At 73.0% G+C, this 24,008-nt stretch carries 23 protein-coding genes; 8 read left to right on the forward strand and 15 right to left on the reverse strand.

Annotated elements, in window-relative coordinates; all coding sequences use genetic code 11:
• The first annotated feature begins 44 nt into the window (after positions 1-44).
• From D7193_RS12950 to mug, 5 genes are all read left to right on the forward strand, one after another.
• Entirely contained in the window at positions 45-938 is an 894-nt protein-coding gene (locus D7193_RS12950; protein WP_120779731.1) for a TIGR04222 domain-containing membrane protein, read from the forward strand.
• A complete protein-coding gene (locus tag D7193_RS12955; RefSeq protein ID WP_120780376.1) occupies positions 935-1,762 on the forward strand; it encodes an MbnB/TglH/ChrH family RiPP precursor modification enzyme in 828 nt (275 codons plus the stop codon). The genes D7193_RS12950 and D7193_RS12955 overlap by 4 nt, the downstream gene beginning before the upstream one ends.
• Positions 1,763-1,908: 146 nt before the next feature.
• A complete protein-coding gene (locus tag D7193_RS12960) occupies positions 1,909-2,385 on the forward strand; it encodes an SCO6045 C-terminal-like domain-containing protein (protein WP_120780377.1) in 477 nt (158 codons plus the stop codon).
• A gap of 85 nt (positions 2,386-2,470) precedes the next feature.
• The gene (locus D7193_RS12965) at positions 2,471-3,232 is read left to right on the forward strand and encodes an SDR family oxidoreductase (RefSeq protein ID WP_120779732.1); all 762 of its coding nucleotides are present in this window, start codon (positions 2,471-2,473) and stop codon (positions 3,230-3,232) included.
• On the forward strand, positions 3,229-3,906 hold the full coding sequence (gene mug / locus D7193_RS12970; protein ID WP_120779733.1) for a G/U mismatch-specific DNA glycosylase: 678 nt from the start codon (positions 3,229-3,231) through the stop codon (positions 3,904-3,906). Before D7193_RS12965 ends, mug begins: the two co-directional genes overlap by 4 nt.
• Positions 3,907-3,953: 47 nt before the next feature.
• Here mug and D7193_RS12975 read toward each other — a convergent pair whose 3' ends face one another.
• The 3 genes from D7193_RS12975 to D7193_RS12985 form a co-directional block, all read right to left on the reverse strand.
• Positions 3,954-5,942 (reverse strand): ABC transporter ATP-binding protein, encoded by a 1,989-nt coding sequence (locus D7193_RS12975; protein WP_174242615.1) that lies wholly within the window; start codon positions 5,940-5,942, stop codon positions 3,954-3,956.
• 98 nt (positions 5,943-6,040) lie between these two features.
• Entirely contained in the window at positions 6,041-6,808 is a 768-nt protein-coding gene (locus D7193_RS12980; RefSeq protein ID WP_120779734.1) for an enoyl-CoA hydratase/isomerase family protein, read from the reverse strand.
• A gap of 43 nt (positions 6,809-6,851) precedes the next feature.
• Positions 6,852-7,079 carry a helix-turn-helix domain-containing protein gene (locus D7193_RS12985; protein WP_007462679.1) on the reverse strand — a complete coding sequence of 76 codons (228 nt, stop codon included), beginning with the start codon at positions 7,077-7,079 and terminating at the stop codon, positions 6,852-6,854.
• Positions 7,080-7,278: 199 nt separating this feature from the next.
• Between D7193_RS12985 and D7193_RS12990 the strand changes: the two genes are divergently transcribed.
• On the forward strand, positions 7,279-7,878 hold the full coding sequence (locus D7193_RS12990; RefSeq protein WP_120779735.1) for a cadmium resistance transporter: 600 nt from the start codon (positions 7,279-7,281) through the stop codon (positions 7,876-7,878).
• 162 nt (positions 7,879-8,040) lie between these two features.
• On the opposite strand, the gene D7193_RS12995 is transcribed toward D7193_RS12990, so the two are convergent.
• Positions 8,041-9,645, reverse strand: coding sequence for an ABC-F family ATP-binding cassette domain-containing protein (locus D7193_RS12995; protein ID WP_120779736.1), 1,605 nt, complete (start codon positions 9,643-9,645; stop codon positions 8,041-8,043).
• A gap of 241 nt (positions 9,646-9,886) precedes the next feature.
• On the opposite strand from D7193_RS12995, the gene ypfJ reads away from it, so the two are divergent.
• On the forward strand, positions 9,887-10,801 hold the full coding sequence (gene ypfJ, locus D7193_RS13000; protein WP_120779737.1) for a KPN_02809 family neutral zinc metallopeptidase: 915 nt from the start codon (positions 9,887-9,889) through the stop codon (positions 10,799-10,801).
• A gap of 136 nt (positions 10,802-10,937) precedes the next feature.
• Here the strand turns inward: ypfJ and D7193_RS13005 are convergent, their stop codons facing one another.
• The 3 genes from D7193_RS13005 to D7193_RS13015 form a co-directional block, all read right to left on the reverse strand.
• Complete coding sequence (locus tag D7193_RS13005) at positions 10,938-11,594, reverse strand: acVLRF1 family peptidyl-tRNA hydrolase (protein ID WP_120779738.1); 657 nt, start codon at positions 11,592-11,594, stop codon at positions 10,938-10,940.
• Between the two features lie 96 nt (positions 11,595-11,690).
• Positions 11,691-15,398, reverse strand: a complete 3,708-nt coding sequence (locus D7193_RS13010) for a reprolysin-like metallopeptidase (RefSeq protein ID WP_241562970.1) — start codon at positions 15,396-15,398, stop codon at positions 11,691-11,693.
• A gap of 183 nt (positions 15,399-15,581) precedes the next feature.
• Entirely contained in the window at positions 15,582-16,205 is a 624-nt protein-coding gene (locus D7193_RS13015) for a LysE family transporter (RefSeq protein WP_120779739.1), read from the reverse strand.
• A 244-nt stretch (positions 16,206-16,449) separates the two neighbouring features.
• Here D7193_RS13015 and D7193_RS13020 point away from each other — a divergent pair, with 244 nt between their 5' ends.
• Positions 16,450-17,181: a VOC family protein gene (locus D7193_RS13020; RefSeq protein WP_120779740.1), complete on the forward strand. Its 732-nt coding sequence runs from the start codon at positions 16,450-16,452 to the stop codon at positions 17,179-17,181.
• Positions 17,182-17,274: 93 nt separating this feature from the next.
• Here the strand turns inward: D7193_RS13020 and D7193_RS13025 are convergent, their stop codons facing one another.
• From D7193_RS13025 to D7193_RS13060, 8 genes are read right to left on the reverse strand one after another with little or no spacing between them, the layout of a single operon-like run.
• The gene (locus D7193_RS13025) at positions 17,275-17,646 is read right to left on the reverse strand and encodes a metal-sulfur cluster assembly factor (protein ID WP_120779741.1); all 372 of its coding nucleotides are present in this window, start codon (positions 17,644-17,646) and stop codon (positions 17,275-17,277) included.
• Complete coding sequence (gene sufU, locus D7193_RS13030; RefSeq protein WP_120779742.1) at positions 17,643-18,116, reverse strand: Fe-S cluster assembly sulfur transfer protein SufU; 474 nt, start codon at positions 18,114-18,116, stop codon at positions 17,643-17,645. The genes D7193_RS13025 and sufU overlap by 4 nt, the downstream gene beginning before the upstream one ends.
• Positions 18,116-19,420: a cysteine desulfurase gene (locus D7193_RS13035; protein WP_120779743.1), complete on the reverse strand. Its 1,305-nt coding sequence runs from the start codon at positions 19,418-19,420 to the stop codon at positions 18,116-18,118. The genes sufU and D7193_RS13035 overlap by 1 nt, the downstream gene beginning before the upstream one ends.
• A 27-nt stretch (positions 19,421-19,447) precedes the next feature.
• Positions 19,448-20,221 (reverse strand): Fe-S cluster assembly ATPase SufC, encoded by a 774-nt coding sequence (sufC, locus tag D7193_RS13040; protein WP_120779744.1) that lies wholly within the window; start codon positions 20,219-20,221, stop codon positions 19,448-19,450.
• Positions 20,221-20,547 (reverse strand): non-heme iron oxygenase ferredoxin subunit, encoded by a 327-nt coding sequence (locus tag D7193_RS13045; protein WP_120779745.1) that lies wholly within the window; start codon positions 20,545-20,547, stop codon positions 20,221-20,223. The genes sufC and D7193_RS13045 overlap by 1 nt, the downstream gene beginning before the upstream one ends.
• Positions 20,547-21,689, reverse strand: a complete 1,143-nt coding sequence (gene sufD / locus D7193_RS13050; RefSeq protein WP_120779746.1) for a Fe-S cluster assembly protein SufD — start codon at positions 21,687-21,689, stop codon at positions 20,547-20,549. The genes D7193_RS13045 and sufD overlap by 1 nt, the downstream gene beginning before the upstream one ends.
• 55 nt (positions 21,690-21,744) lie before the next feature.
• A complete protein-coding gene (gene sufB, locus D7193_RS13055) occupies positions 21,745-23,175 on the reverse strand; it encodes a Fe-S cluster assembly protein SufB (protein WP_120779747.1) in 1,431 nt (476 codons plus the stop codon).
• A complete protein-coding gene (locus tag D7193_RS13060; RefSeq protein ID WP_120779748.1) occupies positions 23,172-23,939 on the reverse strand; it encodes a helix-turn-helix transcriptional regulator in 768 nt (255 codons plus the stop codon). The genes sufB and D7193_RS13060 overlap by 4 nt, the downstream gene beginning before the upstream one ends.
• Positions 23,940-24,008 lie beyond the last annotated feature (69 nt).

Genomic DNA, 24,008 nt, shown 5'->3' on the forward strand with positions numbered 1-24,008 from the left:
CTCCACAATGGGGCCGCCGACCCCTTCGGTGACAGGAGCAGCCGATGACCGTCCTCGCCGCCCCGGGCGACACCTGGGGCATCTCGGGCCCGACCTTCCTCCGCTTCTACCTCGCCGCGGCCGCCCTGGTGGTGGCGCTGGCCGTGGTGCACCGGATCCGGCTGTTCGCCGGCACCGACGACGGGAGCGCGCAACCGCTCGGCCCGCAGCAGGTCGCCTACCTCAACGGCGACGCACCGCTCGCGGTGCACGCCGCGGTCGGCGGGCTGCGCTCCAGCGGCGCCATCGGTGTCGGGCGGGACCGCCGGTTGACGGTCACCGGGCAGTTGCCGGCCGGGGTGACGCCGCTCGACCAGGCGGTGTACCACGCGGCCGGCCGGCACGCGCGGGTCCGCGAGCTGCGCGAGGACCAGTGGGTGGCCAACGCCCTGCGCCAGCTCGGCGAGGGCCTGGAGCAGCGGGGCCTGCTCCTGTCCACCGAGCAGCGGGCGGCCGCGCGGCGCGGCGCGATGGCACTGATCGCCCTGCTGATCCTCGGCGGGGTACGCGCGTTCGTGGGGCTCTCCAACAGCCGCCCCACCGGCTACCTGATGCTCGCCCTGGTGGCGCTCTTCGTGGCCCTGCTGTTCCTGGGCCGGGTGCCGCGCCTGACCCGGACCGGGCGGCGGGCCCTGCGGGACCTGCGTCGCCAGAACGTCCACCTCGCGCCGTCGTCCGCCCCCGCGTACGCGACGTACGGTGCGGCGGGAGCGGCGATGGGAGTGGCCCTGTTCGGCACCGCGTCGCTGTGGGCGCTCGACCCCGGTTTCGCCGAGCAGGCCGAGATCCAGCGGCAGGCCCTCTCCGGCGGCGGGTGGCCGTCCGGTTCGAGCGGCGGCTCCTGCGGCGGCGGCAGCTCCTGCGGAGGCGGCTGCGGCGGGGGCGGGTGCGGCGGATGACCGGCCCGACCGGCCTGACCGGCGTCGGCATCGGCTGGCGCGCCGAGATCGCCGGGTTCGTCGCCGACCTGCCCGGGCTGCGGTTCGTGGAGGTCGTCGCGGAGTCGTTGGCCCCGACCGGCCCCCTGCCGGCCGGGCTCGCCGAGCTGCGCGAGCGGGGCGTGACGGTCGTACCCCACGGGGTGCGTCTCTCCCTCGGCGGCGGCGAACCGGTCGACGAAGCCCGGGTCGCCCACCTCGCCGCGGTCGCCGACGCGGTGGCCGCGCCGCTGGTCAGCGAGCACATCGCCTTCGTCCGGGCCGGCGGCCTGGAGGCCGGGCACCTGCTGCCGCTGCCGCGCACCCGCGCCGCCGTCGACGCCGTCTGCGCCAACGTGGCGCGGGCGCAGGCGCGGTTGCCCGTGCCGATCGCGCTGGAGCCGATCGCCGCGCTCTTCGACTGGCCGGACGACGAGCTGGACGAGGCGGCCTTCCTCACCGAGATCCTCGACCGGACGGGCGCGCTGCTGCTGCTCGACATCGCCAACGTGTACGCCAACGCCCGCAACCGCGGCGCCGACCCGCTCGCCCTGCTCGACCGGCTGCCGCTGGAGCGGGTCGCCTACGTGCACGTGGCCGGCGGCTCCGAACACGGAGGCTTCTACCACGACACGCACACCGACCCGGTGCCGCGCGAGGTGCTGGAGCTGGTCGGCGAACTGTGCGCCCGGCGGCGACCGCCGGCGTTGCTGCTCGAACGCGACGGTGCCTACCCGCCGGCCGCGACCCTGCGCGCCGAACTCGACGCCCTCGCGGCCGCCTCGGGCTTCCCGGTGGTCACGTGACCGGCGTGGCCGGGCACGGCGACCGGGCCGCGCCGGAGCAGTCCGGCCCGGGGACGAGTCCGGAGCGCGCCGGCCCGGGGACGCCGCCGGAGCAGGCCCGCCCGGGGACGCCGCCGGGGCGGGCCGGCCGGGCCGCGCCGGAGCGGGTGGACGCGGCGGCCGCACCGGACCGGGCCGGCGACCTGGCCGCCCGGCAGGCGGAGCTGGTCGCCGCGCTGGTCGCCGACGGGCCGCTCCCGGCCGGCTTCCAGCCCGCGCCGCTGGCCGCGGCCCGGGCGGCCCTGCTGCGCAAGCGCGCCGGGGACGTGGCCCGGCACTGGCCCCTGCTCGCCGCCGGTTTCGGCGCCGACTGGCCGGCCACCTTCGCCGGCTGGGCGGCGGGCCGACCGACCGGCGGGTCGCTGCGCGACGGCTGGGACCTGGCCCGGGTCCTGCGTGACCGGGGCACGCTGCCGCCGCTGGGCGCCGAGGAACTGGCCGTCCGGGAGGCCGGTGCCCGCTACGACGGGCAGAACCCGCCGCGCCCGCGCCGGCTGCCGGCGGTCGGTCGCGCAGGCGGGGCCGTCGCGGTCCAGCTCGCCGGGCGCGTACGCCTGTTCCGGCCGGCCCGCCGGCCGGACTAGCGGGGCCGGCGGGCCTAGCGGGGCCGGCGGGCCTAGCGGGCCGGCGGGTGGCCGACGCCGAAGCGGGTACGGCAGGATCGGCCGCATGGATCTCGGACTCACCGATCGGGTGTACGTACTGACCGGCGCCTCGCGCGGGCTCGGCTACGCGACCGCCGAATGCCTCGTCGCCGACGGGGCGCGGGTGGTGCTCTCCGCCCGGGACGCGGACGCCGTCGCCGCCGCGGTGGCCCGTCTCGGCGGCCCGGAGCGGGCGGTCGCGGTGAACGCCGACCTGTCCGACCCGGCGACGCCGCAGCGCCTCGTCGACACGGCCCGGGAGCACTTCGGCCGGCTCGACGGCGCCCTCGTCTCGGTCGGCGGCCCGCCGCGGGGCAGCGCCGCGTCGGCCACCGACGAGCAGTGGCGGACCTCCTTCGAGACGATCTTCCTGGGTACGGTGCGTGCGGTCCGCACGGTCGCCGCCGCCCTCACCGACGGGGGCGCCATCGGCCTGGTGCTGTCCACGTCAGCGCGCAGCCCCGTGCCCGGGCTCGGCATCTCCAACGGGCTGCGGCCCGGTCTGGCCGGTGTCGCCAAGGACGTGGCCGACGAGTACGGCCCCCGGGGCGTACGCGTCGTCGGCCTGCTGCCCGGGCGGATCCTCACCGACCGCAACCGGGAACTCCTGGCCGCCGCCGGTGACCCGGGCCTGGCCCTCACCGAGATCGAGGCCGGCATCCCGCTGCGCCGCATCGGCGACCCCGCCGAGTTCGGCCGGGTCGCCGCATTCGTCCTCTCCCCCGCCGCCAGCTATCTGACGGGGGTCACCATCCCCGTCGACGGCGGCGCGCTGCGCGCGCTGTGAGCACCGAACCGCCCGGCGGACGCCGGCCCGGCCGCTCCCGCCCCGGCTCACCGGCGCCCGGCCACGGGCGCCCCGCGTCCGGTCCCGGCGACCGGCGCGGTCCAGCGCCCGGGCCCGCCGGGCGGTACCCGCGGCCGACTCGGGACGAGTTGGCGGCCGCCGCCGACCGAATCCTCCCCGACCTCATCGCGCCCGGACTGGACGTGCTCTTCGTGGGCATCAACCCGGGTCTGTGGTCGGCCGCCACCGGCTGGCACTTCGCGCGCCCGGGCAACCGCTTCTGGCCGGCCCTGTACCGGGGCGGCTTCACCCCCCGACTCATGCACCCCAGCGAGCAGGACGAGCTGCCCGGCTACGGGATCGGCATCACCAACATGGTGGCCCGGGCCAGCGCCCGCGCCGACGAGCTGACCCCGGCGGAACTGGTCGCCGGCGCGGAGGCCCTGCGGTTGAAGGTGGCGCGCTACCGGCCGCGCTGGGTGGCGGTGGTGGGGGTGACCGCGTACCGGATCGGCTTCGGGCGGCCGAAGGCCACCTTCGGCGCACAGCCCGAACGGCTGGCCGGCGCACGGCTGTGGGTGCTGCCGAACCCGAGCGGCCTGAACGCGCACTTCACCCCGGAGAGCCTGGGCGCCGCGTTCGCCGAGCTGCGCCAGGCGTCGACGGAACTCTGAGCCCGCCCCGGCGGCGGTCGGGGGCTGCCTCCCGCCGCCGGCTGCGGTCAGTTCGCGGCGGCCGGGGGCAGCGCCTCGTCGGCCACGTACGTGCCGAGCGGCATGACCACAGGTTCCGGGCCGGTCGCGTCGACGTACGGGGTGGGCGAGTCGGCCACGGCGAACTGGGTCCGGTAGAGCTCGGCGTAGAGCCCGCCGACGGCGACCAGTTCCTCGTGCCGCCCCCGCTCGACGATCCGCCCGCCGTCGATGACCAGGATCTGGTCGGCGTCGCGGACCGTGGAGAGCCGGTGGGCGATGACGAGCGCCGTCCGCCCGGCGAGCGCCACCGACAGGGCGCGCTGCACCGCGGCCTCGCTCTCCGAGTCGAGGTGGGCCGTCGCCTCGTCGAGGATGACGATCGAGGGCGCCTTCAGGAGCAGCCGGGCGATGGCGATGCGTTGCTTCTCGCCGCCGGAGAAGCGGTAGCCCCGCTCGCCGACGGTCGTGTCCAGCCCGTCGGGCAGGGACCGGACCAGGTCGGCCACCTGCGCGCCGGCCAGCGCCGCCCACAGCTCGTCGTCGGTGGCGTCCGGCTTGGCGTAGCGCAGGTTCTCCCGGATCGTCTCGTGGAACAGGTGTGAATCCTGCGTGACCACGCCGATCTCGTCGCGCAGCGAGTCGAGCGTCGCGTCGCGGACGTCGAGCCCGCCCACCAGCACCTGGCCGTCGGTCACGTCGTAGACCCGCGGGATCAGCATGGACAGCGTCGACTTGCCGGCGCCGGACGGCCCCACCAGGGCGACCATCTGCCCCGGCTCGACGCTGAACGAGACACCGCGCAGCACCGGATCGGTGATCGTACGGTCGAGGGTGGCGACCTCCTCCAGGGAGGCGAGGGAGATCTCCGCGGCGCTGGGGTAGCGGAACCGCACGTCGCGGAACTCGACCCGGCCGTTGCCGCGGGGCACCGGCACCGCGTCCGGCTTCTCCTCGATGGCCGGGCGCAGGTCGAGCACCTCGAAGACGCGGTCGAAGGAGACCAGGGCGCTCATCACGTCGACCCGGACGTTGGAGAGCGCGGTCAGCGGCCCGTACAGGCGGGTGAGCAGCAGCGCGAGCGTCACGACGGTGCCGGCGCTGACGTTGCCGCTCACCGCGAGCCAGCCGCCGAGGCCGTAGGTGAGCGCCTGGGCCAGCGAGGCGACCAGCAGCATCGCCACGAAGAACGTACGCGAGTACATGGCGGACTGGATGCCGATGTCCCGGACCCGCTCGGCGCGGCCGGCGAAGCGCTGGGCCTCGGTCTCGGGCTTCCCGAAGAGCTTCACCAGCAGCGCGCCCGCCACACCGAACCGCTCGGTCATCGTGGCGTTCATCTTCGCGTCGAGGTTGTACGCCTCGCGGGTGATGTCGGCCAGCCGCCGGCCGACCCGCCGGGCAGGAATGATGAAGATCGGCAGCAGCACCAGCGACAGCGCGGTGATCTGCCAGGACAGCGTGAACATCACGGCGGCGGTGAGCACCAGCTGGATGACGTTGCTGACCACGCCGGAGAGGGTCGAGGTGAAGGCCCGCTGGGCGCCGAGCACGTCGTTGTTGAGCCGGCTCACGAGGGCGCCGGTCTGCGTCCGGGTGAAGAACTGCAACGGCATCCGCTGCACGTGGTCGTAGACCCGCGTGCGCAGGTCGAGGATGATGCCCTCGCCGATCCGGGCCGAATACCACCGCTGGGCGAGGGAGAGCAGCGCGTCGGCGATCGCGAGGCCCGCGATGACGAACGCCAGCCGGACCACCAGCGAGCCGGCCTCGGCGCCGCCCCGGTTGATCGCGTTGATGACGTCACCGGCCAGCACCGGCGTCGCCACTCCGATGATCGCCGCCAGCACGACGGTGACCAGGAACACGACGATGTCGCGCCGGTAGGGTCGGGCGAACGCGACGATGCGTCTGGCCACGCCACGCTTGAGCCGGTGGCTGGACACCTCGTCCTCGTGGCGCATCGACCGGAGCATGCTCCAGCCGGCGACGCCGCCCATCGGGTTGGACACGCTCACCTCCGGGATCGCCGGGTCGACCACATCGTCAGGTCAATTCTCCCGACGAGTGTGACAACCTCCGTCGTAACCCGGATCTTCCCGAACGCTCCTTACTGTTACTCACCCCGCCCGGCCAGGTCGCGCAGCCGGCGGGTCTGCGCCTCACGCTCGGCGCGCTGCTGCTCGGCGTGGGAGCGGCCGGCGGCACCGGCGAGCAGCGCCTTGATCTCCACCACGGCGTCGCGGTTGTTGGCGAGCAGGCCGGCGGTCAGGTCGCGCACCGCCCCGTCCAGCTCGCCCGGGGGCACGACGAGCGTGGCCAGGCCGATCCGGTCGGCCTCGGCGGCGTCCATGCGACGACCCGTTACGCAGATCTCCAGCGCCCGCGCGTAGCCGACGAGCTCGACCAGGCGCTTGGTGCCGGCGAGGTCGGGCACCAGCCCGAGGGTCACCTCGGCCATGGCGAGCTTGGCGTCCTGCGCGAGCACGCGCAGATCGCAGGCGAGCGCCAGTTGGAAGCCGGCCCCGATGGCGTGCCCCTGCACGGCCGCGACGGAGATGATGTCCGGGCGGTGCAGCCAGGTGAACGCCGTCTGGAGCTCGGCGATGCGGTCCGCGCACTCCTGCTCAGGCAGGGTGGCCAGCTCGGCGAAGGATCCCGGCCCGGAGGCGCCGGCCACCGACAGGTCGAGGCCGGCGGAGAACGCGCGCCCCTCCCCGCGGACGACCACCACGCGCACGTCGCCGGGCAGGTCCCGTGCGAAGTCGCTCATCGCGCGCCACATGGCCGGGGTCTGGGCGTTGAGCACGTCGGGCCGGCACAACGTCACCGTCGCGACCGGCCCGTCGCATTCCAGTCGTACTCCGGTCGCCTCGACGGTCACCGGGCGGCCCGAGGGGTGGCGCGGACGAACGTTTCGGGGCTGGTCACGCCTTCTTGCGACGCCGGGCGCCGCCGCGCTGGCGCAGCTGCACCCCGGACTCGGTGAGCACCCGGTGGATGAACCCGTAGGAACGGCCGGTCGAGGCCGCGAGCGCGCGGATGCTCTCCCCCGAGGTGTACCGCTTTACCAGGTCCTTGGCGAGCGTCTGACGCTCGGCTCCGACGATCCGGCGACCCTTCTCAGTGCTGGTGGCTGTGCCGGTGGCTGCCATGCTGTGTCCTCACGTCCCAGACTGTGCGGTTCGGATACGGTCCCACCTATTAGACCGCCTCGAACGATCATGCGCCAGATATCAACTATTCGCCAACCGACACGCTATGCAATGTCAGCTTCCCGATAGGGTGACGTCGGCGACGGGTCCCGGCGGCCGGCGGATGATCGGTTCCGGGTCGGGGCCGTAGTCTCGCGGGGTGATCGACACCCTCGGCACGGCGGCCGGCGCCGCCGTGGTGTTCGCGGCCACCGACATCGACGACATCGTCATCCTGACGCTGTTCTTCGTGGCCGCCCGCACCACCGGCCGGCCCCGACACTGGCAGATCGTCAGCGGCCAGTACCTGGGGATCGGCGTGCTCGCGCTGGCCAGCGCCGTGGTGGCGGCCGGGCTGCTGGTGGTCCCCGATCCGTGGACCGGCCTGCTCGGTCTGCTGCCGATCGCGCTCGGGATCCGCGCCCTGCTCCACCGGGACGACGACGAGGCGCCGGCCGTGGTGAGCGGCGTGCTCGGGGTCGCCGGGGTGACAATCGCGAACGGCGCCGACAACGTGGCCGTGTACGTGCCCGTGTTCCGCGCGCTGGGTCCCGCCGACAGCGCCGTGTTCCTGCTGGTGTTCGTGGTGCTCATCGCGCTGTGGTGTGCCTTGGGCGCCTGGCTGGGCGGGCACCCGCGCGTGGTGCGGCTGGTGGAACGCGCCGGACACTGGCTGGTCCCGGCCATCTTCGTCGCGATCGGGGTGGTCATCCTGGCCACGTCCGGCGTCCTGCCCCACCTGCTAGACCTGGCCCGCTGACCCGCCGCCCGCGCTCCCGCCCCGCTGAGCCCCGCCCCGCCCCTCCCGACCCCGGTGATCATGAGGTTATTGCCCTCCGCGCCGGCGTGTCGGGGCAATAACTTCATGATCACCGGGCCCATGGGGGGGCCGGGCCGGGGGCGGAACGGGTCGGCGGGTGGGTTACGCGAGTTCGACCAGTTCGAGCAGGTCGTCGCTCCAGGCGTCCTCGTCGCCGTCGGGGAGCAGGATGGCGCGGTCGGGCTTGAGCGCCGTGACCGCCCCCGGGTCGTGGGTCACGAGCACGATCGCGCCCGGGTAGCGGGCGATCGCGTCGAGGACCTGCTCGCGGCTGACCGGATCGAGGTTGTTGGTGGGCTCGTCGAGCAGCAGCACGTTGGCACCGGAGCAGACCAGCGTGGCCAGGGCGAGCCGGGTCTTCTCGCCGCCGGAGAGCACCCCGGCCGGCTTGTCCACGTCCTCGCCGGAGAAGAGGAAGGCACCGAGGATCTTGCGCAGGTCGGTGTCGGTCTGGTCCGGCGCGGCGCTGCGCATGTGCTCCAGGATCGTCCGGTCCACCTCGAGCGTCTCGTGCTCCTGGGCGTAGTAGCCCAGCCGCAGGCCGTGCCCCGGGTTGACCTGGCCGGTGTCCGGCTCGAGCAGGCCGCCGAGGATGCGCAGCAGGGTGGTCTTGCCGGCGCCGTTGAGCCCGAGGATGGCCACCCGGGAGCCCCGGTCGACCGCCACGTCGACGTCGGTGAAGATCTCCAACGAGCCGTACGACTTGGAGAGGCCGCTCGCGGTGAGCGGGGTCTTGCCGCACGGCGCCGGGGTCGGGAAGCGGACCTTGGCGACCTTGTCGGCGACCCGTACCTCCTCGAGGCCGGAGAGCAGGCGCTCGGCCCGGCGGGCCATGTTCTGCGCGGCCACGGTCTTGGTGGCCTTGGCGCGCATCTTGTCGGCCTGGGCCATCAGCGCGCCAGCCTTCTTCTCGGCGTTGGCCCGCTCCCGGCGGCGGCGCCGCTCGTCGGTCTCGCGCGCCTCCAGGTACGCCTTCCACCCGAGGTTGTAGACGTCGACCACGGAGCGAGTGGCGTCGAGGAACCAGACCTTGTTGACCACGGCCTCGAGCAGCGACGCGTCGTGGCTGATCACGATGAGGCCGCCCTTGTGGTTGGCCAGGAAGCCGCGCAGCCAGGTGATCGAGTCCGCGTCGAGGTGGTTGGTCGGCTCGTCGAGCAGGAGGATCCCGCCGCCGTTCTCGCCGGCGTCCCGGAACAGGATCCGGGCCAGCTCGACGCGGCGGCGCTGACCGCCGGAGAGGGTGCCGATCGTCTGGGCGAGCGCCCGGTCGGGCAGGCCGAGGTTCGCGCAGATGCGCGCCGCCTCCGCCTCGGCGGCGTACCCGCCCAGGGAGGCGAACTGGTCCTCCAGCGCGCCGTAGCGGCGGACCAGCCGCTCGTCGGCGTCCTCGGCCAGCTTGGCCTCGATCTCCTTCATCTGGGCCATGAGCACGTCGAGCCCGCGGGCGGAGAGCACCCGGTCACGGCCGGTGACCTCCAGGTCGCCGGTACGCGGGTCCTGCGGCAGGTAGCCGATGTTGCTGCGCCGCTCGATCTGCCCCGCGTACGGCTGGCCCTCCCCCGCGAGGACCTTCAGGGTCGTGGTCTTGCCCGCGCCGTTGCGCCCGACCAATCCGATCCGGTCACCCGGCTGCACCCGCAGCGTGGTGTCGGACAGCAGGATCCGGGCGCCGGCGCGCAACTCCAGGCCGGTGGCAGTGATCATCTCGTGGGGCTCGCTCTCGGGGTCCGGAAGGCTGACTCAGGGCACGCGAAAGCGCCGGCGGGCGACGGGCCCGTCGGCGCGGGGCGGTTCAGCCTTCGCAGCGCAGCACGGGATCAAGTGTAGCGGCCGGCCGCCGGAGGCCCACCCGGATTACCCGTCAAGATCATCGGGTACGAAACCACCCAGCCGGACCCGTTCCGGCACCCACACCACGAGAGTCCGCGTCGCGATCGAGGTCAACATGGAGCTGAACGATCGAGCTGAGCTGGACACCTCCCAGGTCAACGACCTGGGACGGAGCGGCGGTTCCGGCCGGGGCATGGGCATCCCCATCCCCCTGCCGACCGGGCGGGGCGGGCTGGTGAGCCTCGTCATCGCGGTCCTCGTCGCCCTCGTCGGCGGCGGGATCGGGCTCAACGCCGCCACCAACGACGACGGCGCCGGCGGCGGTGAGGACCTGGGGCAGACGTGCTCCCGGGACAACCCGGACCGGTTCGAGAACGTCAAGTGCCGCAACCTGCTGTACGTCAACAGCATCCAGGACTACTGGGAGCAGGAGTATCCGGAGCTCTCCGGGCGGCAGTACGAGCCCACCGACACGAACTACTTCTCGCAGGCGGTCAGCACCGGCTGCGGGTCGGCCGACTCGGGCGTCGGGCCGTTCTACTGCCCGGCCGACAAGCAGGTCTACATCGACCTCAGCTTCTACGACGAGTTGGCGTCGAGGTTCGGGGCCGACGGCGAGTTCGCGGCGCCGTACGTCCTCGCGCACGAGTACGGGCACCACATCCAGAACCTGCTGGGCACCAACGAGCGGGCCGGCCAGGGCCAGCAGACCGGCCCGGAATCCGCCTCGGTCCGTCTCGAACTGCAGGCCGACTGCTACGCCGGGGCCTGGGCCAAGCACGCGACGGAGAGCCGGGACGCGTCCGGCCAGGAGGCCCTGTTCACCTCCATCACCGACAGCGACATCAAGGAGGCGGTGCAGACCGCCGAAGCGATCGGTGACGACACCATCCAGAGCCGCTCCGGCGGCGGGATCAACCCCGACCAGTTCACCCACGGCACCTCGGAGCAGCGGCAGCGCTGGTTCCGGCAGGGCTACGACGGGGGCGACCCGCGGGCCTGCGACACGTTCGGCGCCAGCCGGCTCTGAGACGGGACGTCTCCGGGCACCGGGAGCGCCCCGACGGTCAGCGGTCGACCGTCGGGGCGCTCCCACATGATGCCGCAGGATGTTCCTCTTCTTGGACTCGCACCACATCCGCACGGCGATGGCCGCTTGGATGTGGTCAGGGCGCCGGTGCGGGATCGCGTACGAGGACGTGCACGGCGCGGGCGGCCGAGACGGCTCCGGCCAGGACCGCGTGCCGGGGCTCGGGCACGTCGAGCAGCCGCTCGGCGCGCAGCGCCGCCAGCGGGGCGAGCCGACGGTCGGCCAGCACCGTGTCGACCGCCCGCCGGTCGCCCCCGCAGACCAGCGCGGCCAGCGTCGCCACCTCGGGCACCAACAGCCGTACGGCCAGGTCGGCGGCGTCGCCCAGCGCCGCCTTGGTCTGGTTGTCACGCCGCCGGGCGAAGCGTTGCTGCGACCAGCCGCCGGCCGCCGTGCGCCCCTGCACGTAGCGGGTGTCCACCTTCGACACCACGAGGTCGTCGCCCTCGGCGATACCGACGGCCACGGCGCCCTTGCGCGCGAGCAGCAGCCCGATCCGCCGCGGCGCGGTCACCGCGGCCACGAAGTCGGTCAGGCCCTCGGCGGGCGGGGCGGCCGGCGGCGAGTGCAGCTGGGCGGTCGCGCCGTCCGGGGCGGTGAGCAGCAGCCCGTACGGCTCGGTGGTCACGCTCGGCGGGCCGTGCCGGTCGGAGAAGCCCGCCACCCACCGGGCGACGCGGGCCGGGTCCACCTCGACCCACCGGCCGCCCCCGGCAGCGGGTCGGCTGTTCATGAGACGACCGTACGGCACGGTCGTCGGGACGGTGCGCCGGGGAAACGGAACGCGGGAGGACACGCCCGGCGGGTGTCCTCCCGCGTCACCCGATGCTCAGTGCACGGTGAGGTTGCCGTCCGTCAGCCGCCGCTCCGCAGTGCCGGCCCCCGTCCAGTCGGACGAGAAGAGCAGCTGCCCGCCCCGCCAGAGCGTGACACCGACGGCGTCGTGGCGGCCGGGGCTGCCCCGGTCGGTCACAGTCACCGACAGCGTCAGGCCGGTGGCGACGAGCCGGCCGGTGTTGTCGTACAGGCTGGCCCGGTAGCGCACCTGGGCGACGTCGTCGGCCCGGCTCAGGCCGAGACTGTCGACCGCCGCCGCACGGATCGTGTAGGTGCGACCGCCCGAGCGGAACTCGACGCTCGCCGAACCGGTCGGACCGCCACCGGCCCGCGCCGGCTTGGCGGCCAGGTCGACCGACACCGGCGATCCGGGCGTGGCCGGGTAGAGACCGCCGGACCGGCCCGCGGTCAGCTCGCCGTCACCGGTGAGGAACGCCCCGTCCGGCGACGCCACGGTCACCCGGGCGCTCGTGGCGCCCGCGTAGCGACCGCCGATCGTGGCCGTCACGGTGTGCCCGCCCGTCGCGAGAGTGGCCTCGCAGGCCGCGGACGCGCTGGTGGTAGCCGTGCCGGTCAGCTCCACCACACCGGTGCAGAGCGGCACGCCGTTCTCGGCGAAGGTGACCGTGGCACCGCGGATGTCCCCCGCCGTGCTGTCGGTCGCGCCGGGCAGCACCGAACCGTCCCGGAGCACGACCCGCAGCAAGGCGCTGCCGCTGGTACGGCCGGGCACCGTGGTCACCAGGGTGTCGCCGGCCCAGGTCGCCGCGGCGTCCTCGGCGGTCACGCGGATCGTGAACGACGTGCTCGCGACGAGCCCCGTGCCGTCGGAGACCGTCACGCTGACCGGGTAGTCGCCCGGAGCCGCCGCGGTGGTGCCCGCGACGACCCAGCTGCGCGTACCCGGCAGGGTGTCGGCGTCGGAGGTCGCCGACACCGCCAGGGACAGGCCCGCGGGCAGACCCGAGGCGGAGGCGGTCAACGCGTCTCCGGCGGTGTCGCCGTCGGTGGCCGTCACCGTGACCGTCGGCGCGAGCGCGTCACTGTACTGGACGGCCGCGCCGCCCGCCGGGGCGTCGTTCGACACCTGCGGCACGGCCCGGATCGTGAGGTCGGCGTCGTTGAGGTCGAAGAAGACGTTGCCGACCGCCTCGATCCTGATCCGCGCCTGCCCGGTCGCCACGTTGGGCAGGGCCACCACTGCGCTGCCCGTGTTGGGCACCGCCTCGGCCAGCACGTACGGGAAGGTCGCCCCGCCGTCGGCGGAGAGCGAGATCCGCACCTGGTCGGCGTTCACGGGCGCCGCGTTGGTGCCCGCGACGTCCCAGGTCACCGTCTGCGTGGAGCCGCCATCGAGGACGCCCGCAGAGCCTTGCGAGGTGACCAGGAACGGCCCGGCGTCCGGTGCCAGCACGACCGCGACGTCGGCGCTGCCGACGCCTCCCCCGCCGAGTCGCCCGTCGCGGGCCGTCAGCTTGAAGTGCAGGGTCCGGTCGTTGGCGAGGCCCACCCAGTCGGCGGTGGGCAGGAACTCCGAGTAGCAGTCGACCAGCTCCGCCGGGACGTTCGAGGCGCTGCCGGTGGGCGGCGGGGCCGGAGCGGCCGGGCAGGCGCCCGTCTTCGCGTTCGTGTTGCCGGCCGCGACCTGCGCCAGGTCCGGGAAGACCCGGGTCGGGTTCGTGGTGACCGCGTTCAACCCCGGCGAGTGGTACTTCAGGGTGTCCTCCGGCGACACGTACGCGGCCTCGCCGAACACCCGGAACAGCGGGCCGTTGGTCTTGGTGTTGTTCACCAGCGCCGTGCCGGCGGCGGCACCCCGGTCGTTCTGCTCCCACAGGTAGGTCACCGTGTCGCCGTCGGCGTCGGTGGCGCTGCCGGTCAGCGCGAAGGGCGTACGGACCGGGATGGTGACGGTGTCCGGCACGGTGACCACCGGGGCGTGGTTGCCGGTCTCCTCCACCCGGAAGCCGCCGTTGTCGATGGCGCCACCCTTGGCCGTCTCGCCGACGAACCCGCTGGCACCGGAGACGTTGCCGAGCGCGAGCTGGCCGACGTTGGTCGCCGCCAGGGTGCCGCCGAAGGTGACCTGGAACCCGCTGTCGTTCAGGGTGCCGCTGCCGCCGAAGGCGGCCACTGTGACGGTCGCGCCGGCCGGCCAGCCCGCGATCGACTCGATGGCCGCCTTGATGCCGGCCGTGCTGTAGGTGGCGCCGCGCACGACCGGGGCCGACTCGGCGCCGGCGTAGGTGATCGTGAACGAGTCGGCGTCGGTGTCGAAGTCCCGCAGCGAGACCGTCTGCACCTCGTTGATGGCGGGGCGGGTCGAGGTGACGTAGTTGGTGATCTCGGTGTAGCTGCGGTGCGACCAGTACGGGTCGCTGTGCGGCTGGAGGTTGTCCTGCTGGCAGATGCCGGCGTACGCCATGATGGACGACCCACTGCCCGGCTCGTACGAGTTGGCGGCGCTGCGGTTGCCGCCCGAGCAGTTGTACTGCGTGCCGTTGAAGGTGTGGTTGCCCGCGAACTGGTGGCCCATCTCGTGCGCCACGTAGTCCACCGCGTAGAAGTCACCGACGGGTGTCGGCAGGCCGGTACAGCCCTGCGCCTTGCCGTTGCCGCCGATCACGCCGAGGCTCGCGACACCCCCGCCGTTGACGCCGAGCCCGATGTGGCCCACGTCGTAGTTGCTGGCACCCACGAGCTGGCCGAGGACGATCCGGTTCCGGCTCAGCGTGCCGCTGCCGCAGGAGCTGAGCTGTGCCGGCGTGAAGCAGGCGGCCGCGCCGCACGGGCCGTTGGGCTCCGTGGCCAGCGCCGGGGTGTTCAGGTTCGTCTTGTCGGTGTCGTTGATGAGCACGAGCCGGATGGCCGTCTCGTCCTCGTAGATCTGGGTCACCCGGTTCATGAGCGTGACCTTGGCCGCGGTCACGTTCTCCGCCCCGAAGAAGGTGGCGTAGGACGGGTCGGTCACCAGCGCGACCCGGTACGTGCGCAGCAGCACCTGCGGGCCGACCGGCGCCTCGGTGGGGGCCGCGCCGACCTCGTCCTCCAGCGCCTCGGCCGCCGCCGTGACGTCCTCCCGCTCGATCAGGGCGCCGTGCGGGTTCGCCAGGTCCCGGGCGAAGTAGCTCGCGTACAGGCTCTGGTCGAGGTGGTAGTACGGGTCGATGTACCAGGCACCGGCGGCGGAGCGGACCGAGGCGTGGAAGCCCAGCGGGGTGAGGTCCGCCCGGATCGTGGCCGTCGGGTCGTCCAGGCCCCGGCCCGCGTACGTCGTGATCTCCGGGTGGGCCGCGGCCAGGCCCGCCTCCATCACCGGCGACTCCAGCAGGTCGAAGCGCTGGAAGGTGCCGTCCGGCGCGGGCAGCGACACCACCTGGCTCGTGGCCCGCGCCGCGCGGTCGCGCTCGCCCGGCACCCGGTCGAGGGTGCTCTTCAGCGCGCCACGGTCGAGGGTGTACGCGCTCAGCCGCTCGGCGTTCACCACGGCCTTCCGGCCGGCCTTGGTGGGCGCCGGCTCGCCGGCCACCTTCTGCCACGGGCCGGTCGGGGGTGGCGCCGCGTTCGCCGGCCCGGGCGCCGCCAGCACAGGCAGTGTCGCGGCCGCGAGCGCGGCGACGAGCAGGGTGGCTCTCCGTCGGCGAACCGGAGGGCGGGCGGGTGACCCGTCCCGCGGTTGACGTACCAGGGTGATCCTCAAGTCGTCCCCCTGTCGGTGAGGAGTGGTGGACTCCGCGATCCCGGATCGACGGGCCGTCCGCGGATGCCATAGATGATCGTCACCCTAGGCGCGCGGGAGGCTCCGGACATCAGCCGGACAGGCGAGACGGGGGCCGACCCGCCACAGTGGTGCGAGGCGTCCGCCCTGGACGGTCGCCACCGGTCAGCCCAGCAGCGTCACGACGGCGAGCGTCGCGATGATCGCGCTGGAGGCGAGCGCGGTGAGCAGCCGCCCGCGCGGGCCGGCGAGCGCCCGGCCGACCAGGGTGCCGCCGCCGGCGATGAGCAGCTGCCAGCTCGCCGAGGCCACGAACGCGCCGAGCACGAACGACGTCGCGGCCCACGGGTCCGGATCGGCGGCGTCACCGCGGCCCAGCACCAGCGCCGCGAAATACACGACGGTCGCCGGGTTCAGCAGCGTCAACGCCAGCACACCGCTGAACGCCCGCGCAGGGCTCTCCAGGCCCCGGCCGCCACGGCTCGCGCCGCCTCCGGGCCGGGGACGCAACGCACGCCAGGCGGTGTGCGCGGCGAGCGCGAGCAGGACCACGGCCGCCGCGGCCCGCAACGGACCGGCGGCCGGCGCGATCACCGCCGCCAGAGCGGCGCCGCCGAGCGCGGCGACCGCCGCGTAGAGGCCGTCGGCGGTGGCCACCCCGAGCGCCGCGGCGGCCCCGACCCGGAAGGAGGTCCGGGCGCTCAGCCCCAGGATCAGCACGGCGATCGCACCCACGGGAACGGCGACGCCGTAGCCGGCGACCAGGCCGGCGAGGAACGCTCCCGTCATGACGGTCGGCGGCGGGTCGAGGCGCGGCCGGGGGCCGACCGCTGTCGGCGCGCGGCGGTGGCCGCGGCGACAGGGGCAGGCTTCATCCGGTACGTCTCGAACACGCGGCCATCCTCCGCCGTGGGTCACCACCACCGCGACCGGTTTTTCCACGCAGGGCGCGTGAGGATTCGGCCTGTGCGCGGCGGAGCGGGTCACTGACAGAATGGCCGGACCGTCGACCCGGACCGGGAGTGGTGCCGCGATGACCGAGGAGCGTGTCCAGGCCAACGAGACCACGGTGCCGCTGCTGCCCTGCACGTCGGCGGACGAGACGCTCGCGTTCTGGCGGGCGCTCGGTTTCACGGTGACCTGGGAGCAGACGAAGCCGTACGTGTACCTGGCCTTCCGGTGGAGCGGATTCGAGCTGCACTACGGCGGTGCGCCGGAGGGGATGGAGCCGGCCGCCAACACGGGTGGTTGCCTGGTGATGGTCGACGCGGTCGCGCCGTACCACGAGGCGTTCACCGACGCGATGCGCCAGGCGTACGGCAAGGTGCTCGCCCGGGGGCTGCCGCGGATAACCCGCTACCGGCCGGGCGCCTCGCGGTTCAGCATCGTCGACCCGTCCGGCAACACGCTCATCTTCATCCGCCGTGACGAACCGGCGGAGCTGGAGTACGGCGGCGCGAAGAGCCTGTCGGGGCTCGCGAGGGTTCTGGACAACGCGCGGATCCTGCGGGAGTTCAAGAGCGACGACCGGGCTGCCTTCCGGGCGCTCAACTCCGGGCTACGGCGGCACGGGGACGCCGCACCGGCCGTCGACCAGGCGGTGGCCCTCGCCGGCCTGATCGAGCTGTCGGTGGCGCTGGACGACCAGGAGCGCGTGCCGGAGTGGGGTGCGCGCCTCCAGGCGCTCCGGTTGACCGCGCCGGAACGCGAGCGGGTGGTGGCCGCCGTCGCCGACCCGGCCCTGCTCCGCCCGTGGCTCCCCTGACGAGCCCCGTCCCGACCGGCCCCCGAAGAAGCCCCCGGACGCGCCGAGCGCGGCGCCCGGGTGGGCGCCGCGCTCGATGCGGAAGTGGATCCGTCAGACGTTGAAGCCGAGGGAGCGGAGCTGGTCGCGGCCCTCGTCGGTGATCTTGTCGGGGCCCCACGGCGGGAGCCACACCCAGTTGATCCGGACGTCGTTGACCAGGCCACCGCCCGGGCCGGTGGTCAGCGCCTGGCGCGCCTGGTCCTCGATGACGTCGGTCAGCGGGCACGCCGCCGAGGTGAGCGTCATGTCCAGGGTAACCACGTTCTCGTCGTCGACGTGCACGCCGTACACCAGGCCGAGGTCGACCACGTTGATGCCCAGCTCCGGGTCGACGACGTCCTTCATGGCCTCTTCGATGTCGGCGATGCCGGCCTTGCCGCCGCCGGTCGCCGGCGTCGCGGCAGTAGTGGTTTCGTCGCTCATGCCTTCACCTCCGGGCTCACGCCCACCCCGGCGCGTGCCGCGGCGTCCTTGAACGCCATCCACGGCAGCAGCGCGCACTTCACCCGGGCGGGGTAGCGGGCCACACCCGCGAACGCCACCCCGTCACCGAGCACGTCCTCATCCGGCGTGACCTGCCCACGCCCGGACATCAACTCGACGAACGCCTCGTGCACCACGAACGCTTCCCCCGCGCCTCGGCCACTCAGCAGCTCGTGCAGCACGCTCGCCGACGCCTGGCTGATCGAGCAGCCCATGCCGTCGTACGAGATGTCGGTGAGCACGCTGCCGTCCGTCGCCACCCGCACGGTGACCTCGTCCCCGCAGGTGGGGTTCACGTGGTGCGCCTCGGCGGTGTGCGCCGCCGGGTCGTCGGCGTCGCGCAGCCCGCGCCCGTGCGGGTGCTTGTAGTGGTCCAGGATGATCTCCTGGTAAAGAGACTCAAGCTGCATCAGCCGAACACCTTCCGCACCTGCTCCAGCCCCGCCACCAGAGCGTCGATCTCCTCGGTGGTGGTGTAGAGGTAGAACGAGGCCCGCGTCGTCGCCGGCACACCGAACCGGGTGCACACCGGGCGGGCGCAGTGGTGGCCCACCCGCACCTGCACGCCCAGCGAGTCGAGCACCTGGCCCACATCGTGGGGGTGCACGTCGCCGAGGGCGAACGAGATGGTGCCGCCCCGGCCCACCGGCACCGTCGGCCCGAAGATCCGCAGGCCGGGCACCGTGGCGAGGGCGTCCAGCGCGTACGCCGTCAGCTCCTTCTCGTGCCACTGGATAGCCTTCATCCCGATGCCGGACAGGTAGTCCACGGCGGCGCCGAGCGCCACGGCCTCGGCGATCGGCGGGGTGCCCGCCTCGAACCGGGCCGGCGGCGGGGCGTACGTGGAGCCCGCCATCTGCACCGTCTCGATCATCGAACCGCCGCCGAACACCGGCGGCATGGCCGCCAGCAGCTCGGCCCGCCCCCACAGCACACCGATGCCGGTGGGGCCGCACATCTTGTGGCCGGTGAAGACGATGAAGTCCGCGTCGTAGTCGACCACGTCCATCGGCAGGTGCGGCACCGACTGTGAGCAGTCGAGCAGCAGTAGCGCACCGACCTGACGCACCCGCTCGGTGATCCGCGCGGTGGCGTTGACGGTGCCGAGGATGTTCGACATGTGCACCAGCGAGACGATCTTCGTCCGCTCCGTGACCAGGTCCTCCAGGCCGGACTCGTCGAGCCGCCCCGAGTCGGTGACCGGGAACCAGCGCAGGGTCGCGCCGGTGCGCTCGCACAGCAGCTGCCACGGGACGATGTTCGAGTGGTGCTCCATCTCGGAGATCACCACCTCGTCACCGGGGCCGAGGCGGAACCGCGGGTCGGCGTCGGGGCGCAGCGAGGCGTTCGAGAACGCGTACGCCACGATGTTGATCGCCTCGGTGGAGTTCTTCGTGAACACCACCTCGTCCGGGCTCGGCGCGTTGATGAACGCGGCGATCTTCGCCCGGGCGCCCTCGTACGCCTCGGTGGCCTCGGTGCCCAGGGTGTGCACCGACCGGGACACGTTCGCGTTGTGCCGCGCGTAGTGCTCGGCGAGCACGTCGAGCACCTGGCGCGGCTTGTGGGAGGTGTTGGCGCTGTCGAGGTAGACCAGCGGATGCCCGTTGATCTCCCGGTCCAGGATCGGGAAGTCGGCGCGCACCGCCGCCACGTCGTAGCGCGGCACGTCGTCGTACTGCGGCATCCCGGACGGGATCGCGATGGAAGTCATGTCGACCGCCCCACCAATCTCCGAGGATCAGGCCCGGGCCGCGCCGGCTCCGGCGACGTACCGCTCGTAGCCCTCTTCCTCGAGCTTCTCGGCCAGCTCCGGGCCGCCCTGCTCGACGATCCGGCCGGCCACGAACACGTGCACGAAGTCCGGCTTGATGTAGCGCAGGATCCGGGTGTAGTGGGTGATCAGCAGCAGGCCGGTGTCGCCGGTGTCGCGGACCCGGTTGACTCCCTCGCTGACCACGCGCAGCGCGTCGACGTCCAGGCCGGAGTCGGTCTCGTCGAGGATGGCCATCTTCGGCTTGAGCAGCTCCAGCTGCACGATCTCGTGCCGCTTCTTCTCGCCGCCGGAGAAGCCCTCGTTGACGTTGCGCTGGGCGAACGCCGGGTCCATCTGCAGCCGCTCCATGGCGCCGCGCAGGTCGCCGCCCCACGTCCGCAGCTTCGGGGCCTCGCCGTCGATGGCGGTCTTGGCGGTACGCAGGAAGTTGGCCACCGACACGCCGGGGACCTCGACCGGGTACTGCATCGCCAGGAAGAGACCGGCGCGGGCCCGCTCGTCGACGGACATGGCCAGCACGTCCTCGCCGTCGAGGGTCACCGTGCCGCCGGTGATCTCGTACTTCGGGTGGCCGGCGATCGAGTACGCCAGGGTCGACTTGCCGGAGCCGTTCGGGCCCATGATGGCGTGGGTCTCACCGGAGCGGACGGTCAGGTCGACACCGGCCAGGATCGGCTTGAGCTCACCCTCGGGCAGCTTGACCGACACCTTCAGGTCGCGGATCTCCAGGGTGCTCATTATCGGGTCACTCCATTGCTCGGCGTCAGGCTGACGAAGATGTCGCCGTCGCGGACTTCGACGGGGTAGACGGGTACGGGTTCGGTGGCGGGCAGCCCGGTGGGCTCGCCGGTGCGCAGGTCGAAGCGGGAACCGTGCAGCCAGCACTCCAGCGTGCAGCCGTCCACCTCACCCTCGGAGAGGGCGACCGCGGCGTGCGAGCACTCGTCGTACACGGCGTAGAACCTGTCGTCCTCGGCGTGCACCACGGCGAGCTGGGTACCGTCGACATCCGCGCTGATGGCGGTGCCCTTCGGGATGTCCTCCGTGGAGCAGATGCGGATCATCAGGCCCCCGCCTTGGCGAGCCGGTCCTCGATGGCCGCGCCGAGCCGGTCCCGCAGCTCCTCGACCGGGATCTTGTTGATCAGCTCGGCGAAGAAGCCGCGCACCACGAGACGGCGGGCCTCGGCCTCCGGGATGCCCCGGGCCATCAGGTAGAACAGCTGCTCGTCGTCGAAGCGGCCGGTCGCGCTGGCGTGGCCGGCGCCGGCGATCTCGCCGGTCTCGATCTCCAGGTTGGGTACGGAGTCGGCCCGCGCGCCATCGGTGAGCAGCAGGTTCCGGTTGATCTCGTACGTGTCGGTGCCGGTCGCCTCGGCGCGGATCAGCACATCACCCACCCAGACGGTGTGCGCGCTCTCCCCCTGCAGGGCACCCCGGTAGCCCACGTAGCTGCGGCAGTCCGGCACCGAGTGGTCGACGAGCTGCCGGTGCTCCAGGTGCTGGCCCGAGTCGGCGAAGTAGACGCCGTACAGCTCGGCCTCGCCACCGCGGTCGGTGTACTCGACCGAGGTGTACTGCCGGACCAGGTCGCCGCCGAGGCTCACCTGGACGTGCACCACCTTGGCGTCACGGCCCAGCTTCACCTTGAGGTGCTGCGCCTGCACCGCGTCGTCGGCCCAGTCGGCCACGGTGACCAGCGTGAGCTTCGCGCCGTCGGCCACGGTCACCTCGACGTTGTCGGCCAGCGTGGCCGAGCCGACGTGCTCCAGCACGAGGGTCACCTCGGCGAACCGACCCACCTCGACGACGCTGTGCCCGAAGGCCAGCCCGTCGGCGCCGCCGCCGACCACCCGTACGGTCACCGGCTCGGCGACCACCGCCTCCCGCGCCACCTGGACCAGCAGCGCCTGCTCGGCCCCGCCGTAGGCCAGGGCGCTGACCCGGTCGAACGGGGTGAGCACACTGCCCACCCGCGGGTCGTCCCTGCCGACCCGGGTCACGGTGACGCCCTCCGGCAGGTCACCGTGCTCGTGCCGGACCGTGCCGGTCGCGGTCTGCGCCCCGCCGGTCAGGCCGCGCAGGCGCTTGAGCGGGGTGAACCGCCACTCCTCCTCCAGGCCGGTGAGGGCCGGGAAGTCGGCGACGTCGTACGAGCGGAGCGCCTGCGACTTGGTGCTCGGCGGCGCGGAAGCCTGGGTAGTCATCTCTTCCTTGGTCTGTTCTGGCGACGACGGTGTCTGGTGCGAGGCGCGGGCGGCGTCAGCCGACCGCGCCCTCCATCTGGAGCTCGATCAGGCGGTTGAGCTCCAGGGCGTACTCCATGGGGAGTTCCTTGGCGATCGGCTCGATGAAGCCGCGCACGATCATCGCCATCGCCTCGTCCTCGGACAGGCCCCGGCTCATCAGGTAGAAGAGCTGGTCCTCGCTGACCTTGGAGACGGTCGCCTCGTGCCCCATCGCCACGTCGTCCTCGCGGATGTCGACGTAGGGGTAGGTGTCCGAGCGGGAGATGGTGTCGACCAGCAGCGCGTCGCACTTGACGGTGCTCTTGCTGTGGTGCGAGCCCTCCATCACCTGCACGAGACCCCGGTACGAGGTGCGGCCGCCGCCCCGGGCGATCGACTTAGACACGATGGTCGAGGAGGTGTGCGGCGCGCCGTGCACCATCTTGGCGCCGGCGTCCTGGTGCTGGCCCTCGCCGGCCATCGCCACCGAGAGCACCTCACCCTTGGCGTGCTCGCCGAGCATGTAGACCGCCGGGTACTTCATGGTGACCTTGGAGCCGATGTTGCCGTCGATCCACTCCATGGTCGCGCCCTCCTGGCAGACGGCGCGCTTGGTCACCAGGTTGTAGACGTTGTTCGACCAGTTCTGGATGGTCGTGTAGCGGCACCGCGCGTTCTTCTTCACGATGATCTCGACGACCGCGCTGTGCAGCGAGTCGGAGGAGTAGATGGGCGCGGTGCAGCCCTCGACGTAGTGCACGTACGCGCCCTCGTCGACGATGATCAGCGTCCGCTCGAACTGGCCCATGTTCTCCGTGTTGATCCGGAAGTAGGCCTGCAGCGGGATCTCCACGTGCACGCCCTTCGGCACGTAGATGAACGAGCCACCGGACCAGACGGAGGTGTTCAGCGCGGCGAACTTGTTGTCGCCCACCGGGATGACGGTGCCGAAGTACTCCTTGAACAGGTCCTCGTGCTCGCGCAGCGCGGTGTCCGTGTCGAGGAAGATGACGCCCTGCTCCTCGAGGTCCTCACGGATCTTGTGGTAGACGACCTCGGACTCGTACTGCGCCGCGACACCGGCGATCAGCCGCTGCTTCTCCGCCTCGGGGATGCCCAGCTTGTCGTAGGTGTTCTTGATGTCCTCGGGCAGGTCCTCCCAGCTGGCGGCCTGCTTCTCGGTGGACCGGACGAAGTACTTGATGTTGTCGAAGTCGATCCCGGTGAGGTCGGCGCCCCAGGCCGGCATCGGCTTACGGTCGAACAGCCGCAGGCCCTTCAGGCGCAGGTCGAGCATCCAGGCCGGCTCGTTCTTCTTCGCCGAGATGTCCCGCACCACCGCCTCGTTGAGGCCGCGCTGGGCGGAGGCCCCGGCGACGTCCGGGTCGGCCCAGCCGTACTCGTAGCGGCCCAGGGCGGCGAGCTGCTCCTCCTGGGTCAGGGGCTGGACGATCTGCTCGGTCATCTATCTGTCCTCACAGTGGTGACGGTCTTTCCGGACTGGGCACGCCCCGGCTGGGCCGGAATGTGCGTGGTGCACACCCCGTCGCCGTGCGCGATGGTGGCCAGGCGCTGCACGTGGGTGCCGACCAGGCGGGAGATCACCTCGGTCTCGGCCTCGCACAGCTGGGGAAACTCGGCGGCCACGTGCGCCACCGGGCAGTGGTGCTGGCAGAGCTGGCCACCGGAGGCGATCGTGGACGCGTTGGCAGCGTAGCCCTCGGCGGTCAATGCGCCGGCGAGCGCCTCCGCCCGCGCGAGCGGGTCGTCGCCGGCGTCCTCCATGGCCGACCGGCAGCGGGCCTCCAGGGCGGAGACCTGCTCGGCGGCGAACGCCTCGACCGCCTCGGATCCCCCGTTGCGGGCGATCCAGCGCAGCGCGGCGGTGGCCATGTTGTCGTAGTGGTGGGTGCCGCAGCGGACCCGGCCGGCGTCGGTCAGCACGAACACCTTGGCCGGGCGGCCCCGGCCCCGGTGGCCGCGTACCGTCTGCTCCCGGGCGACCACGTCACCGTCGGCGAGCATCGCGTCGAGGTGCCGGCGGATCGCGGCCGGGCTCAGGCCGAGCGCCGAACCGAGCTGCGCGGCGGTGGTGGCCCCCTGTTCCAGCAGCAGCTGGGTCACCCGCTCGCGGGTGGGCAGGTCGGCCCCGACGACGTCAGACGCCGGCTGACCGGCGACCGGAACGGTCGCCGGCCGGTGCCCGGAGACGCCCGCCGCCTTTTTCACAACGCCAACGTTACGTAAATGGCCGAAGGGCCGCAAACTCATGCCCCGGTGATCCCCGACACCGGGGAC

Origin of the sequence: Micromonospora costi (assembly GCF_003626655.1) — a bacterium.
Lineage (GTDB): Bacteria > Actinomycetota > Actinomycetes > Mycobacteriales > Micromonosporaceae > Micromonospora > Micromonospora costi.